13 protein-coding genes are annotated in these 14972 nt (G+C 68.2%); 7 read left to right on the forward strand and 6 right to left on the reverse strand.

The features are described 5' to 3' along the window. The first annotated feature begins 359 nt into the window (after positions 1-359). Positions 360-794 (forward strand): ATP-binding protein, encoded by a 435-nt coding sequence (locus ACZ7M7_RS32320; RefSeq protein WP_472123012.1) that lies wholly within the window; start codon positions 360-362, stop codon positions 792-794. Positions 795-933: 139 nt separating this feature from the next. After that, positions 934-1560, forward strand: a complete 627-nt coding sequence (locus ACZ7M7_RS32325) for a helix-turn-helix transcriptional regulator (protein WP_383605518.1) — start codon at positions 934-936, stop codon at positions 1558-1560. Between the two features lie 15 nt (positions 1561-1575). On the opposite strand, the gene ACZ7M7_RS32330 is transcribed toward ACZ7M7_RS32325, so the two are convergent. Genes ACZ7M7_RS32330 through ACZ7M7_RS32340 form a run of 3 tightly spaced genes read right to left on the reverse strand, consistent with a single transcriptional unit; the run spans position 1576 to position 5195 of the window. Further along, positions 1576-3882 carry an FtsX-like permease family protein gene (locus ACZ7M7_RS32330; RefSeq protein WP_472123015.1) on the reverse strand — a complete coding sequence of 769 codons (2307 nt, stop codon included), beginning with the start codon at positions 3880-3882 and terminating at the stop codon, positions 1576-1578. A 3-nt stretch (positions 3883-3885) separates the two neighbouring features. Then, positions 3886-4692, reverse strand: a complete 807-nt coding sequence (locus ACZ7M7_RS32335; RefSeq protein ID WP_472123017.1) for an ABC transporter ATP-binding protein — start codon at positions 4690-4692, stop codon at positions 3886-3888. Beyond that, the gene (locus ACZ7M7_RS32340) at positions 4689-5195 is read right to left on the reverse strand and encodes a PadR family transcriptional regulator (RefSeq protein ID WP_472123021.1); all 507 of its coding nucleotides are present in this window, start codon (positions 5193-5195) and stop codon (positions 4689-4691) included. The genes ACZ7M7_RS32335 and ACZ7M7_RS32340 overlap by 4 nt, the downstream gene beginning before the upstream one ends. A gap of 163 nt (positions 5196-5358) precedes the next feature. Here ACZ7M7_RS32340 and ACZ7M7_RS32345 point away from each other — a divergent pair, with 163 nt between their 5' ends. Together ACZ7M7_RS32345 and ACZ7M7_RS32350 are read left to right on the forward strand one after the other, a co-directional pair. Beyond that, positions 5359-6630: an ABC transporter substrate-binding protein gene (locus ACZ7M7_RS32345; RefSeq protein ID WP_472123023.1), complete on the forward strand. Its 1272-nt coding sequence runs from the start codon at positions 5359-5361 to the stop codon at positions 6628-6630. A 196-nt stretch (positions 6631-6826) separates the two neighbouring features. Beyond that, positions 6827-7249 carry a hypothetical protein gene (locus ACZ7M7_RS32350; protein ID WP_472123026.1) on the forward strand — a complete coding sequence of 141 codons (423 nt, stop codon included), beginning with the start codon at positions 6827-6829 and terminating at the stop codon, positions 7247-7249. Here the strand turns inward: ACZ7M7_RS32350 and ACZ7M7_RS32355 are convergent. Continuing rightward, positions 7239-8057 carry an SAM-dependent methyltransferase gene (locus tag ACZ7M7_RS32355; protein WP_472123029.1) on the reverse strand — a complete coding sequence of 273 codons (819 nt, stop codon included), beginning with the start codon at positions 8055-8057 and terminating at the stop codon, positions 7239-7241. The genes ACZ7M7_RS32350 and ACZ7M7_RS32355 overlap by 11 nt on opposite strands. Before the next feature lie 296 nt (positions 8058-8353). Between ACZ7M7_RS32355 and ACZ7M7_RS32360 the strand changes: the two genes are divergently transcribed. Continuing rightward, on the forward strand, positions 8354-10333 hold the full coding sequence (locus ACZ7M7_RS32360) for a M20/M25/M40 family metallo-hydrolase (protein ID WP_472123032.1): 1980 nt from the start codon (positions 8354-8356) through the stop codon (positions 10331-10333). Positions 10334-10357: 24 nt separating this feature from the next. Continuing rightward, positions 10358-10582, forward strand: coding sequence for a hypothetical protein (locus tag ACZ7M7_RS32365; RefSeq protein ID WP_472123035.1), 225 nt, complete (start codon positions 10358-10360; stop codon positions 10580-10582). Positions 10583-10598: 16 nt separating this feature from the next. Here the strand turns inward: ACZ7M7_RS32365 and ACZ7M7_RS32370 are convergent, their stop codons facing one another. Both ACZ7M7_RS32370 and ACZ7M7_RS32375 read right to left on the reverse strand, forming a co-directional pair. Next, the gene (locus ACZ7M7_RS32370) at positions 10599-12017 is read right to left on the reverse strand and encodes a gluzincin family metallopeptidase (protein ID WP_472123038.1); all 1419 of its coding nucleotides are present in this window, start codon (positions 12015-12017) and stop codon (positions 10599-10601) included. Between the two features lie 785 nt (positions 12018-12802). Further along, positions 12803-13255: a VOC family protein gene (locus ACZ7M7_RS32375; RefSeq protein WP_472123041.1), complete on the reverse strand. Its 453-nt coding sequence runs from the start codon at positions 13253-13255 to the stop codon at positions 12803-12805. A gap of 405 nt (positions 13256-13660) precedes the next feature. Between ACZ7M7_RS32375 and ACZ7M7_RS32380 the strand changes: the two genes are divergently transcribed. Then, positions 13661-14914, forward strand: a complete 1254-nt coding sequence (locus tag ACZ7M7_RS32380; protein WP_472123044.1) for a hypothetical protein — start codon at positions 13661-13663, stop codon at positions 14912-14914. The last annotated feature ends 58 nt before the right edge of the window (positions 14915-14972 follow it).

The following is a 14972-nucleotide window of genomic DNA, read 5'->3' on the forward strand; positions in this document are numbered from 1 at the left end:
TTACATGTTGACCTCACCCAGTAGTGATCCTTCCGCACATTGATGCAGGTTACCTGTGAGTTTTACTGCGCAGATACATTGACCGTGGCACTGCGTGATACATAACATGTATGCATGAAGCTCCCGCACGAGACTCAGACCGTCGGCCCCTCAGGGCCCGGCGAGGGGAGCCCTTCCAGCAACTTGTGCCCGGTATCGCCGAGCAGCGCGCGCTGTTACAGGCGCATGGCATACCCGTCCGGTGGCTGAAGAAGTCAGCGAGGCATGACATGAATCCCACACAAGCCGGTGTCGCCACACCACGCAGGTTCCGTCCCTTGCCGAGCCACACGGCGGCACCATCCCTTGCGGTTGCCGACGTGCACGAGCCGGACACCTGCCGACGGGCGATGATGGCCCTGCCGGCGGAGGCGTGCCGAGTCCGCACCGTCCGGCATTTCGTCCTCGCCCTCCTGGCGAGCTGGGGAGTTGTCGAGCCGGACCGGGATGCCGCAGGCCTGATCGTCAGCGAGCTGGCTGGTAACGCGGCCCAGCATGGCGGCGCCGAGATGACAGTGAATGTGAGCCTGTCGGCTGAGCATCTGTGTATCGATGTGGCCGATACCGGTCCTGCCGCACGGGTGTCCCGCCCTCGCTGCGATGACCTTGACGAAGAGCGAGGGCGCGGACTCGACATCGTCGACCATCTGTCGGAGTGGATGGATATATGTGCCGAGCCGGACAGCTGGCGAAGCCGGGCCGGCCTCCGAGTCGGCAGGGCAGCCGCGACTCAGAGCATCCCTCCGGCTGCGTAGCGCCAAGAAGTCGGTCCCGAGTGCGGGATGGAGCGTTACGCCTGGCGACCACCTGCTGTGCGGCGTTTTCGGCGGCATTGGCATCGTTGCTCTGCGCGTGGCCGAGCTCGGGTGAAGAACAAGAAAAGCAGGTGCGTCTGTGACCACGCGGATACCGGTGTTCGTCCATGCCGAAGACCCCCTCACGACAGCGGGTTTGGAAGCGGCACTCAAAAGCCGGCCGGAGGTGACTCTCGTCGGCAAGGACAGCATCACCGCACGCACGGTGGCCGTGACCGCGGTCGAAGCTTTCTCAGACGCCACGGTGCGTGCTCTGCGGGCGGTGAGCAGCCACGGGTGCTCTCGCATGGTGCTGGTCACCGACGAACTGGCCGAGGAACGGCTGTTGGAGGTGGCGGCAGTGGGAGTGTGCGCGGTCCTCCCGCGCGCCGAGGCCACCGCGTGCCGGCTGGTTCAGCTCATCGTCGGTGCGACAGCAGGGCAAGGCTCCCTCCCCGCGGCTCTGCTGGGCCGGCTTCTCGAGCATGAGGGCCGGCTGCAACGACTGGCCCCTTCGGCGGTCCAGGAACAGCCGACAGGTCTGTCGGAACGGGAAATGCGCGTGCTGCAACTGGTCTCCGAGGGCTACGGCACACGCGAAATTGCACGCGAGCTCAGCTACTCCGAGCGCACCGTCAAGAGCGCGCTGCACGACATCACAAGCCGCTACCAGCTGAAGAACCGCTCCCAGGCCGTGGCCTATGCACTGCGCGAGGGCCTGATATGACCTGGGACAAACGGGTCACATTGTGTCACTGAGAGTGTCCGCCAGACGGTGGCGGACAGCGCGCACCGCGGGCAGGACCGATACGGCGACCGCACCGATCACCGCGGCCGATGCCAGGACCACCAGCGTGATGACCGGCGGTGGCTGAGCGATGCCCGAGCCGATGCCGCTGGAAGCCCCTTGCAGATTGATGAGCCACTGGGAAGCCAGCACTCCCAGGCATGTGCCGACTACCGCGGCAGCCAAGGCGATAAAGCCGGTACCAGCCACGATGACCGCCACGATCTGCCGCGGCGTCAGCCCGATGGCCTTGAGCGCCAGGAGGTCACGGCGACGGTCCCGCACCCCGGCTGCGATGGTCGTCGACAGCTCTGCAAGGCCGATCAGCGCCAGCACCGCGACCACGCCGGCGATCACCGGCTGCACGGAAGTGAGCTCGCCGACCGGGTTCGCGGTCTCACGGATGTCCAACCGTCCGTCCGCGTCCTCCCTGATCCGGTCCCTGGCGGCCGAGGGGTCGGCGCCCGGCTCGAGGACGAGGGCGTAGAAGTCCGGCCGGAGTGCGGGATCAGTTTCCTGCAACGTGTTCAGGGAGGTGGAGATGACCCGTCCACCGTCCTCGGGCTCGATGCCGCGACCGACGATGTGCAGGACCTGAGGGCTGCCCCCGACAGTGATGCGGACCCAGTCCCCGACCTTCACACCGAGGAGGTCGAGCAGCCCCTGCCCGGCGAGGGCCTCGTCCGGGCCGTCGGGCGCCCGGCCGTCGGCCACGTCGAACGGGTAGGGGGCACCTGTGGTGCCCAGGCCCCGGAGTGTGATCGTGCCGGTCTGCCCCGGTACCAGCGCCGCGACGTCGGCACCCGCATACACGCCTGCCACCGCCGGATCCGCGCTGAGCAAACGCCGTAGCGATGTGTCGTCGATACCGTCGCCGCGTGCCGTCAGCGCAGCAACGATTCCGACGTCCTGGGGGTCGTTCTCGAACCGGTCGAGCGTCGTCCAGGTGCCGAGCGCGATCGTGATGAGCAAGAGAGGGACAGCCAGACGCCCCACCGCCGCACATGCGCGAAGGGGGAACTGGAAGGCGCCGCGCCAGCCGAGAACAAGGGCGGGCGGCAAGTGAAGGCCGAGCGCGCGCCGTACGGTTCCGGACATCCGCCGACTGGAGGGGACGGCGGCCCGGGCCACCGGCACCGGCGGTACGCGGCCCGCCCGCCAGGCCACTGACGCGATCGTCGCGGTGATCAGGACGATGGCCCCGGCGACAACACCGGTAGGCACCCAGACATGCCCGGGGAGCGCCTGCCACAGCTGCACGGCCTCCCCGGCACGGCCGGGCAGACGGGCTCCGAGCAGCTCGGTCAGCAGCGCACCGGCGAGGATGCCCAGCACGGCCAGAGCCAGGTACTCGACCAGGAACATCTGGATCAGCTGCGCCGGAGTGAAACCGACCGCCTTCAACACGGAGATGTCCCGGAGCGAGCTGAGGATCCTGGTGCCGACCGCACCCGCCCCGGCAAGCGCTGCCGCCAGCAGTGCGCCCACGCCGAAAACGCCCAGCAGCAGTCCGAGGAGTCGGTCGCCCCCCTGTGCCCTGGCCCGCGCGTCCTGCCAGGTGGAGATGTCGGCGATCTGGTCGGCGCCGAGCTCCGTGACGGCGCGCTGGATCACGTAGTCGGTGTCCTGGGGATCTGTGAGCCGTAGCCCGATGACCTGCTCGTGCGGCTCGGTCGGTGCCATCAGGAGAAACGTGGTCGTGGACACCCACACCACTCCGGGCACCTCGCCCGGCTCGTACTGCGGCTCAGCGATGTCGGCGATACCGGCGATACGCAGTGAGTGCGCGGCTTCGTCCTTGACGCGCACGCTCACCTCGTCCCCGGGCTCGGCCCAGAGCGCGCGAGCCAACGAACTCTCCAGTACGACCTCGTCCACAGCGCCAGGAGGCAGCCAGCGGCCGACTGTGACCAGCGGCCGGGCCACCCCCGGTGGCTCGGCGCCGACGGCTCGCACCTGTACCGCCGCCGTGCTCCCAGCCACACCGGCGGTCGCGGGTGCGGTGAGGAACGGCCCTGACACGGCTTGCACCCCGTCCAGCCGGCCGAGGGCCCCGGGGTCGGCGCCGGCCTTGGTCTGAATCCATACGTGAGCGCCGGAGGACTGGGTGAAGATCCGCTGCCACGGGTTGGCCGCGTAACTGAGAAGGGCCCCGGCGAGCAGCAGGGAGACGATGATCCCGGCGGTCGCCAGCAGCAGGAAGAAAGCCTCTCCGCGGTGGCCGCGGAGATCGGCCCGTACCCAGCGCACCATGGCACGCACAGATCAGCCCCCGATTTCCAGCGTGCCGGAAACTCCACCGGGCCGCGGTCCCTCACGGCTCAGCGTGGCGTCGTCGGTGATCCGGCCGTCGAAGAGGCTGATGACTCGGTCGGCAGCGCTCGCCATCCGGGCGTCGTGGGAGACGAGCACGATGGTCTGCCCCCGCCCGTGGAAGCTGGAGAGGAGCCGCAGCACCTCCCGGGTGCCCTTGCTGTCCAGGCTGCCGGCCGGTTCGTCGGCGAGTAGCAGAGCCGGATGGTTGACCAGGGCGCGAGCGAGGGCGACGCGTTGTTGTTCGCCACCGGACAGCTCACCAGGAGTGCTGTTCTCCTTGCCCTCGAGGCCGAGGTCGGACAGGAGCTCCGCGCGTGCCTTTCGAGCCTGCAAAGGGCTGTACCCGGCCAGCAGCGCCGGCAGCTCGACGTTGTCGGCCACGGTCAATTGGGAAACGAGGTTGAAGAACTGGAAAACGATCCCGATGCTACGGCGGCGCAGCAGGGCCCAGCGGGCCTCGCTGTAGGCGTCGGTCCGCCGCCCCTCGATCCAGATCCGGCCGTCGTCGGGACGGTCGAGACCGCCGAGGAGATGGAGCAGCGTGGATTTACCGGCACCGGAAGGGCCGGTGATGGCCACGAACTCGCCTCGTCCGACACTCAGGTCCACCCCGCGCACAGCCTTGACGGCGGCCCCCACAGCCTGGTGGGTCTTGACCAGGTTCTCGGCGCGCAGGAGCGGCTCGGTTTCAGTGGCTTGGTTCCCGTCGGCGGCAGAGTTGGTCCCGCCGGACCCGGAAGGCGCCTGGCGCTTCATTCCAGCTCCTCCTGACAACGCTCCAACCAGTCGAGGTCCGCCTGAAGGTGCAGCACGGCGCCTTCGATCAGCAGCTGTGCCACCCGATTTTCCTGGTCCTCGGCCGCAGCCAGCTTCGACAGATCACGCATGGCGTTCAGATAGTGGCGGCGCTGCTTGTTGATCAACGCGATCTGATCGGCCACCCCTGATTCCGGAGCCAAGGCAATCTTCATGAAGAAATCACCCCGGACCCGAGGTTCGTCGGTGGGCTCCTCGAACCACGCGACCACCGCCTCACGCCCTGCCGGAGTCAGTTGGTAGGTCCGCTTGTTCGGGCGGGCCTCCTGAGCGACATCCTCACCCTCGATGAGACCTGACTTCTCCAGCCTGCCCAAGGTCACATAGATCTGCCCGATATTCGGCTGGGGATATGCCGCGCCGAGCAGGTCCTCCAGCGCCAGCTTGAGCTGGTAGCCGTGGGCCGGTCCATTGGCCAGGAGGGCCAGCAGAGCCAGACGCAATCTCGCCCGCCTCCTTTCCCCGACGTAAGGTCTTATTGGGTAGCCCCGCCCCACTGGGGCGCTGAAGGTATCGGTCGCCTGCGCGACGTCCAGTATCCCCTAAATACTTAACCGTTAGACAGATCGAGTAGGGTGCAATTGCCTCATTGCACCAGGAGGAGTCATGCGGTGGACCCGTGCCGCGGGCAGGGGGCTACTGGTGGCTGCCCTGATCGGCGCCGGTTACGTCGGCTACACGGCCACCGGGGCAGAATCTCAGCAGTCCGATGGCAGAGGCCCGATGACGCTGGTTACTGGCGGGGACCTCACCGGATACCTGGACGGGGTCCTGAAGGACTGGAACCGGGCCCACCCTCAGGAGAAAGCCACCCTCGTCGAACTGCCCGAAGCCGCCGACGAGGTCCGGGCGCAGATGTCCACCAGCCTCCGCTCCGGCAGCGACCGCTACGACGTCCTCAACATCGACGTGGCATGGACCTCAGAATTCGCCGCCGCGGGCTGGATCTCTCCCCTCAATGCCGACCGGTTCCCCATCAAGACCTTCTTCTCCACCGTCGTGGACACCGCGACCTTCGACGGGCACCTGTACGCACTGCCGTACGTGACCAACGCGGGTCTGTTCTATTACCGCAAGGACATCCTGGATAAAGAGGGGGAGAAGCCACCGCGTACCTGGGCCGAGCTGGAACTCCTGGCCAAAACACTGGCGCCGAAATACGGGCTGGACGGATATGCAGGGCAATTCCTGCCCTACGAAGGCCTGACCGTGAACGCCGCCGAAGCAGTGCAGTCCCAAGGCGGTTCCATCCTGGTCGACGAAGGAAAGCGGGTGACGGTGGACTCGCCTGCTGCCCGCCGGGCCCTGGAGTTCCTTGCCGACGGAGTGCGAGAAGGCTGGATCCCCAAGGAGGCACTCACATATAAGGAAGAGGAATCCCGCAAAGCCTTCCAGGAAGGCCGACTGCTCTTCCTTCGTAACTGGCCCTACGTACACGCACTGGCCAATGGCGCGGACTCCGAAGTCGCCGGCAAGTTCGGCGTGGTGCCACTGCCCGGGACGCGGGACCACGCAGCCGGGATCCTGGGCGGCTCCAATCTCGCGATCAACGCGAACTCTCGTCACCATGCCTCGGCGAATGATCTCCTGGCGTACCTGACCAGTGACCGGGTCCAACGGCAGGTCCTGGCCGACGGCGGCCTGCCTCCCGTACGGGCCGACCTCTACAGCGACCCGGCGCTCATTCGGCAGTACCCCTATCTGCCCACCCTGCGCGAGGCCGTGCTGGCTGCGAAGCCGCGGCCCAAGTCCCCGCGTTACGACCAGGTGAATCTCGCGGTTCAGGCCGTTGTCCACGACGCCATGGCCCAGCGAGAGACACCGGAAAGCGCCGTCGCCCGGCTGAAACGGGAACTCGAGGCCATTGCCCGATCTTGATCAGGGGGGCTCGCCTTGGATGAGGATCTCGAAGTCCGCCGTGACGGATTGCAGTGGCCCATAGCCGTCTTCACCTGTCACATGGATCTTGACTCTCTGCGGCGCGTTCTCCGGAATCATGGAGCAGCTGATCTTGCCGCTCACCGGGTCCGCCGCGAAGGGGTAGATGTCCCGCGCCGGAGGGACAGGAGAGAAGGTGAACCTCTGCGGCGATGAAGCCGGCCGTTCGTTGATCGGCTCCGTGGCGATCGTTGACGTGACCGTCCAGCACCCGATCAACGAGAGGCCGAACTGGTCCGATACGCCGGTGGAGCTGAAGACGAAATTCACCTTCCAGTCGGAAGGCTGGGGGCCTTTCACGGCCGAACAAGTCAATTGCCAGGCCGAGATCAGTTGCGACGAGATCCCAGCGAATGCGCCGAACTGTGTCCTCTTCACGGTCCTACCGGCGGCCATCGGTCTGCGTGCACTTCTCGGGATCGCCTCCACCGCGCTGTCGGCCCGGTTGGCCCCGCGTATTGCTCGCGAGGCCGAACTCAAGCTCCTCGACGCGGCGACCAAGGCCGCCCCTGCGCTGCCCCTCCCCGGCCGAATACGCCCGCATACGCTCAGGCCTTGAGCCCCACGCCACCGAACATGGCCACCTCGGTGGGCAGATCGGTCTCGCCGTCATCCGATCGCCAGCGGTTGCAGGACACGACGCCCGGCTCGAGGAGCTCCAACCCGTTGAAGAACGAGGCGATGTCGGCCGGCGTGCGCTGGGTCAGTTTCGGCGTGCCGTGCTCGTTCCAGAACGCGACGGCGGCGTCGACGTCCGGCATGTCCGGCCGCGTGATCGTATGAGAGAGGGCGAGGTGGCTGCCCGCAGGCAGGCGGTCCATCAGCCGACGCACGACGCCGGACGCCTCGGCGTCGTCCTCGATGAAGATGACGACGCCGAGCAGCATCAACGCCACGGGCTCACTGAAGTCCAGGGTGCGCTCGGCCTGTTCCAGGATGGTGTCGACGTTGCGCAGATCCTCGTCGAGGTAGTCGGTGCGGCCCTCCGGCGTGCTGGTCAGCAGGGCTTCGGCGTGGGCCAGCACGATGGGGTCGTTGTCGACGTAGACGATGCGGGAATCCGGCGCGATGCGCTGAGCGACCTCGTGGGTGTTGTCGGCCGTCGGCAGGCCGGTGCCGATGTCGAGGAACTGCCGAATCCCGCGCTCGCCGGCGAGGTACTGGACGGCCCGCCCGAGGAACTGCCGATCGGCGAGGGCGTAGTCGCCGATGCCCGGGTGCAACGTGCGGATCTGGTCGCCTGCAGCCTGGTCGACCGGATAGTTGTCCTTGCCGCCCAGCCAGTAGTTCCAGATCCGGGCCGTGTGCGGCTGGTCGGTCCTGATTCGCTTGTGCGCCTCGGCCGAGGCAGCGGGAATCCCGGTCACGCTGTGTCCTCCAGATCAGCCCGATTCAAGGGGTCCTTCACGGATCAAGAAGCAACCTATCGGCAGGAGTTGGAGAGAGCGAGTTCGCCAGGGGTGCGGCTTCTACCGAGGGATGGGCACCGCGGAAATCGTTCCGTCACTACCTTGGTGACTGACAGTCCCCATGTCCGACGGGAGGGGGTGAGCAAGACTTCGCCTACGCCAATCCGGTACAGGCGGACGATCGCGCGCAGTGGACGGACGGGTCGCGGGCAGAGGACACAGTAGGGAACCCCCACACTTCGGAGACACTTCACATGTCCGTGCTCTTCTTCGACATCGGGGCCACTCTGGCGGATGGCCGCGTGGAGTCCGACGGGTCACTCACGCTCAGGCCCCGGCCCCGGGTGGTCGCCGTCCTCGATGCCCTCCGCGACGTACGCAAGGGCATCATTTCCAACCCTGGGCCGGGCGACGGCGCGGCCGAACGGGCAGCGGCGGCACTCGAGGAGGCGTTCCCCGGCCGTTTCGCGGACCTCAGTCTTGTGCACTGGGGTGTGAAAGACAGCCGCAGGCTCTTCGATCTGGCGGTCGCGAGCACCGGGGGTGCGCCGGCCGACGACTGTGTGTTTGTCGGCGAGGACGCCCAGGAGAGAGCGTTCGCGCGGGAGGCCGGGATGCGTACGGCCCCGCATCCGGTGTTCGCCCTCGCCGCGATGGAGAACCGCCCCGTGCTGTTCGCGCGGATCGGGCTGCCGCCCGGCCGGGGCCTACCGGAGCTGGCCGCGGCAGCGGAGACGACCGAGGTCGTTCCCGTGCATGTGGCCTCGGACCGGCTCGTGCTCGTCATGACGAGCGCACTCGGTGCCGAAGCGCTCGAACGTGCCGGGTTCACGGTGGACCGGCGCGAACCGGTGGAAGACAGGGCGGCCTTCCTGATCCGCGACGACCGACCGATCACGGAGGCCGAGTCGGGGGCGGACGCCACCGACGCCGTGGGGTCGGAGACCGCGGCGGCGCGGCGCGCCACGGCCGTGTTCGGCTTCGTCGCCGACGCCCTGGCCGGGAGGGTTGCCGCGCCGGCCGCTCTGCTCGGACCCGCACCGGGTGGTGTGTATCTCGCCGTGCCCGCCGGTGCGCCGGTCGAGGGGGTCCACCTGCCGGGTGCCAAGCCCGGACACACGGAACGGCTGGTGCCGGACCCGACGCTCCTCTCGCGGCCCGGTGAGGCTCAGGCGGATGTGCTCGCCGGCGCGGCGGCCGAGAGCACGCGCCCGGGCCGGCCCGGGGCGGCGTCCGGCAACGGATTCCCGTCCCCCGAGACGATCGCCGCGGTGCGGGCGATGGTGACCTCCGATTCCCTGCGGGGCCATGTGGCGCGCATCTCCGGCGTGGAGCCGCTGGTCGAGGGGGAGTCGCTGAGGGTTCGCAGCAGGGACGCGGCGGTCGAGGACAACGGGAGGGTCGTCGAGGCGCTGGAGCGCCGGTTCCAGCAACTCGGGCTGCACGTCCGACGGCACTCCTTCCGGTGGCATGGACGGCAGCTATACAACCTGGAGGCCGAGCACCGTGTCGCCGGAGCGGACTCCACCGTCCTCATCACTGCGCACCTGGACTCGACCGCGTCCGGCGGTGACTTCGAGGACGCCAACGGCGAACCCCGCCCCTACGACCCGGCGCTGGACCCGGCGCCGGGTGCCGATGACGACGGGAGCGGAACGGCGGGAGTCCTGGCCGCGGCCGAATGTCTGGCGGCCCTGGTCGCGGACGGCAGGCAGCCGACCCGCAATGTGCGATTCGTGCTCTTCAACGCCGAGGAGCAGGGCCTCGTCGGCAGCAAGTTCTACGCACGGGCCGCCGCCGCGCAAGGCGACCGTATCGCCGGAGTCTTCCAGATGGACATGATCGCGGGACTTCGGCCGGGCAGCACGCCGAAGATCGAGATCCATGCCGGATCCTCCGTACCGGGCCCGGTCGTGGGAGCGTCCGACGCGCTCGGCGCCCTCGTCGCACGCACGGTGCCGGCCTTCGATCCCACGGTGACCGTCCAGCACCTGACTGGCGCCGACGACCCGGCCGTGGGACGCAGCGACCACGCCAGCTTCCACGAGCGGGGATGGGCGGCCGTCGCCGTCTCCGAGGACCTGTTCTCCACCCCCGAAGGGGCGCCCGGGACCGGCACCCGGCAGTACCACACCCCGGGCGACACGCTCCTCGACGAGGATCATGACACCGGTTTCGCCGCCACCATCGCCAGGTCGGTCACCGCGACCGCTCTGACCTTCGCCGGGCTGTAGGCACCGACGGAATAGAGTTCACATATGGGTACGGACAAGGGCACGACCCCGGTCCCGGGCGAGGACGGGCACGAGCAGACCGACGAGGCCGAGCGCCGGGCGACGGAGAAGTACGTCAGCGATCTGCTGGCACGGGGTCAGGCGGTGTTCGAGGGCGAGGAACCTACTTCCCGGACGACCCACGTCGTGAAGCGCGAGGACGACGGACGGCTCACCGTCCGTCGCCTGCGCTTCCTCGGCCCCGGCTGACTTCCCGGCCGGCTGCTCAGTCGAAGCAGCGCCGGACCAGGGCGAGACCGTCGGCGGTCTCGCTCCCTGTGATCTCGTGGGTCTTGAGGCGAGGGCTGTCGTCGACGATCGCGACGTGGGACCGGTGCTCGGCGGGGATCTTGACCCGGCCGCGGCGGAGGAGATCCTCCAGGTACGACGTGGCGACCTGCTCGGGGTCTGCGGGTCGCACCGAGCCGCCCGCGGGGTCGGAGCCGGCGATGCCGAAGCGTCGGGACTCCCCGGGGGCGTAGAGGGTGAGCGGCCCCGTGACGCCGTACCCGGCCCCCTGGACCGTGATGGCCGTCAGACCGTCCTCATCCCGACCGCCCGGTGTCATCTCGGCCATGGCGGTGGCGTGCAGTGAGATCTCATGCGCGGTGAGGGATGTGGCGGCGGTCACGGAGAGGATGCCGTGGCGGGTGAATGCCGAGCGCAGGGAGGGACCGTACTTGCCGTTGTGGCGACGCTGGTCCGCCGCGATCATGTGACCCGCGACCTGCGCGTAGTAGCCGGCCACCACCGGCGCGGCCACGATGGCGTCCACCAGCAACTGGCCGGCGATCCGGCCCGCCTCGGCCAGCGCGGCCTGGTCCTGGCTGTCCTGCTGGCGGAAGATGCCCGCGACGATCTTCAGGAACGCGCCGCTGAACACTCGGGAGAACGAGTGCGGCCCGCTGCTGAGCATGTTCGAGGGTCCGCTCGGCGGCAGCTCCACAGGGTCGCGGTAGAAGAAGCGGTTGGACATGTTGCGCAGGCAGTCGGGTTCGGCCGCGCCCGGTGCAACCTTGTCCAGCGCCCAGCCCAGTTGTTCGGCCAGGCGCGACATGCGGGAGGACTGCTCGACGCGGCCCTGCGTCTGGGTCAGGACGGCGGTCCGCAGCGACTCCATCTGGAGTGCGGTCAACAGCGCGGTGATGTCACCGAACGCCTCGTGCAGGGCGTCGGCCTCGTGCACCGCCGCGTTCCACAGCTGGGGGCGCAGTGCGTCGAGGATCGCGTGACCCAGCTCGTGCCGGACGATCTCAGGGCTCCCGCCCGAGAAGACGTCCACTCCTTCCACCCTCTGGTGGAAGAACTTCAGGCCCCGTCGGTCATAGAAGGCGTTGAGGTCGACTCCCTCGTCGAGATGCGAGGTCAGGACCCGTCCGACCGACGGGGCCCACTGCGTTCCCGTCGGAACGAGCGGACCCCACATCTGGCAGCCCGTGCTCAGTGCGTCGGCCGCCACCCAGTAGCGGAAAGCCGGCGTGCCCGGCCCGGCACCGTCCGGCTGCGGCGCGGCCTCGGCGATGGCTGTCGGAAAGGGCTGTGTGTCGAGCTGGGGGACCGGGTGTCGTACAGGGACATTTTCCTGCAGAGGAGCTCCGGGATCGTCCTCATAGACCAGAACTGTCTGGGTCGTCGCGTCGGGCATTGCCGCTCCAGGGGAGAAGGGAGGTAGCCGGCAGGCGGTGGATGCACGCCGACCGGACTCCGGGGGGAATAGTCCCTTATGCCCAGTACGCGACTCATGGCCATGTGTGTCAATTCGAACGCATTGGGCGTCCCGGACCTTCTGTGCCGCCCGACCGTGGCGGAGGCTGGTACATGGCGGTTGGCTCCTGCGGGATCAGCCCCTGACCGCGAAGTTGTAGTTGGGGTCGAGGAATTCGACGCGGAAGCCGACGTTGCCGTCGTGGACCTTGCTTTGGCTGGTGTAAGCAACCCCCAGGGGGTCCCCGTTGCTGCCGGAGTCCCGCGTGCAGATGCTGTGCCGTAGCCCGTACCAAATGCGCGGTCACCGCCACGGCCCCGCACGCGGCCCCAGTCCACCAGGGCACCGACATCCGCCCGTTTCCCCCGCGGACGAAGATGAGCGCACTTCTGTACGCCCAAGTGGTTCAGGCCGACGGCGAGGACTGGCGCAACGTCCTGCTCCGGGCCCGGTCGGCCCCCAGCCGGACGACGCGGCAAGCGCCCCAGCTGGCCGCACCTTCAGTCAAAGCGTGGTGACCTTCCCGCACCACGACATCCGAGGCGCGCTCGCCGCCCTCGGCCTGCCGTCCGAGGCCTTCCTCGGCGTGCTCGCTGTCGAGCTCCTCTCCACCGGCACGTCTGACCTCGACCAGTTCGCCGATGGACTCGGTGGCACCAGAATCCTCGGCACTTCCCCCCTCACTCCCGTCCCACCGATCTGCCGCCGAAACACCGGGCGGGGGGTTAGCTGGAGTGGGCGGGTGGGTCGGCGTATGTGCCGTGGAGCATGCCGGTGGCCTGGCCGACTTCGATGAGGTAGCCGTCCGGGTCGCGTAGGTAACAGCGCACTTCGGCTTTGCGGTCGATGGGTGGTGTGAGGAACTCGGCGCCTTTCGCGCTCCATTCTCGGTGGCATGTCTCGATGTCGGCGACGCGGAGGTTGAGGAAACTGCTGACCGTGGTGGGGTCGGTCGGGGGCTGCAGCGTGACGTCTGGTTTATCCGGGGTGGGGCCGCCGCCGGGGTTCATGATGATCCATCCGTTGGCGAGTTTGATGGTGCAGGGGTTTTCCTCGAGTACTACTTCACCGCCGAGGACGTCGGTGTAGAAGGCGCGGGATCGGGCTACGTCGGACACCGTCAGAAAGTGAGTGAGGAGGAGTCCGGAATCAGGGGCAGGGAAACCATCACGGGGCATGCAGCACCTCCTGGCAGATCGGATATTTCCCCGATAGTGATGGATAGGTGTCCGCAGGTGCAGATGAACACGGCCCAGCGGGGGAGTCCTAGTGGTCGACCGGGTGCCGTTGGTATGGCGTTGGGTTGTCACCCTGTCATCTGTCAGGGCCGCTGGTGCCGCCGTGTTGTCTAGGGTTCGAGTGTCTTTCCGGCAACGCTGAGGGTGACACCGGCAAGCCGTACGGCTTTCACACCATCTACAACCAGTTCGGCAACCACTGGGTCCTCAACAACCAGTACGACGGTGCGCTGGCCGAGACGTGCAAGTCCCTCACCACGGACTGCCACTTCACGATGGCCCCCCAGAGGGCTTCTACGTCATCCTCACCCCGATCAACTCGATCCTGCTCAGGGAGTACTACCAGTGAAGCGCCGCCTTCTCGCCACCGCTGCCGCACTGCTGCTGATAGGTACCGCAGCGGGGTCCGCCACCGCCAACGCCCCCACCACTGCCCCCGCCTGGGCAGACGCTGGCGCCGCCGTCGTTGCCCCCGTCGGGCGGGCTGCGCAGGCCAGTCCCGCTTCCGTCCAGATACCCGACGGTGTCACCGCCGGGGCTGCCGTGTTCGATCGGCAGGCCGGTACTTTCACCGAGGAGCTCAACACGAGTCTGCGTTTCCGGTCCGCTTCCGTCGTCAAACTGCTGCTGGCGTTGGACTTCCTGTGGAACCGCGGCCCCGACTACATGGTGCCCGCAGCAGACCGGGCCCGGCTGGAGCCGATGCTCCGCAGCAGCTGGGACGACGCGGCCAATCACTACTGGTCGCAGAACGGCGGCCCGGCGATCATCACCCGTATGGCCGGCCGTCTCGGCCTGAAGGACACGGTTGGGCCGCCCGCCGGATACGACGGCTACTGGGGCTATGCCTCGCTCTCGGCCCGTGACACCGTGACCATCTACCGCTACCTCCTGGACTCGGCACCGGCTGCGGTACGCGACTTCGTCATGGGCAACCTGCGCCAGTCCACCCGCTGCGCCTCCGACGATTTCGACCAGCACTTCGGCATTGCCGGGGCGTTCGAGAAGCCGTGGGCCATCAAGCAGGGCTGGGCGGGGTCGTCGTACGAGGAGGGCACGTGCGGCCCGCCGGGCACGGCGGTGGCCTCGCCGCGTACGGCGGAGACGGCGACCGCGTCAACTGGCCGGGCCCAGGCCGCCCGGGCTCAGCACCAGGACCAGGCTCCGGTTGCCGCTGGCGTGGATCTGACCCGACCTGCGTTGCACAGTACGGGGACGGTGGGCGCGGGTGACCGGTTCGTCGTGGCGGTGTTCACGCTCCATCCGGTCGGGACGTCGTACGGGAAGGCGTTCACGGACATCGGCCGGCTGACCCGCTCGCTGGATGTTCCGGGTGCGGCGCGGCCTGCCGGGTGGTGGTACGGCACGTGGAGCAGCCATGTGAACGTCCGCCGTGACCCGTCCACACGTAATGCGTCGATCACGCAACTGCCCGCCGGGGCCGAGGTGTTGGTGGGCTGCCAGGCGCGGGGGGAGGAGGTGGAGGTGCCGCCGTACACCAATGACTGGTGGTCCTATCTGCCTCAGTACGGCGGCTGGGTCTCCAACATCTTCATGAGCTCGCCCGGCAACCGGCTGCCGGACGTCAAGGACTGCTGACCACGGCGGACGCCCAGGGGCTGTTGGGCGTGGCCGCGCGATGCTTGGGTCGGTGCGA

This window comes from Streptomyces sp. NPDC111606 (assembly GCF_055656945.1).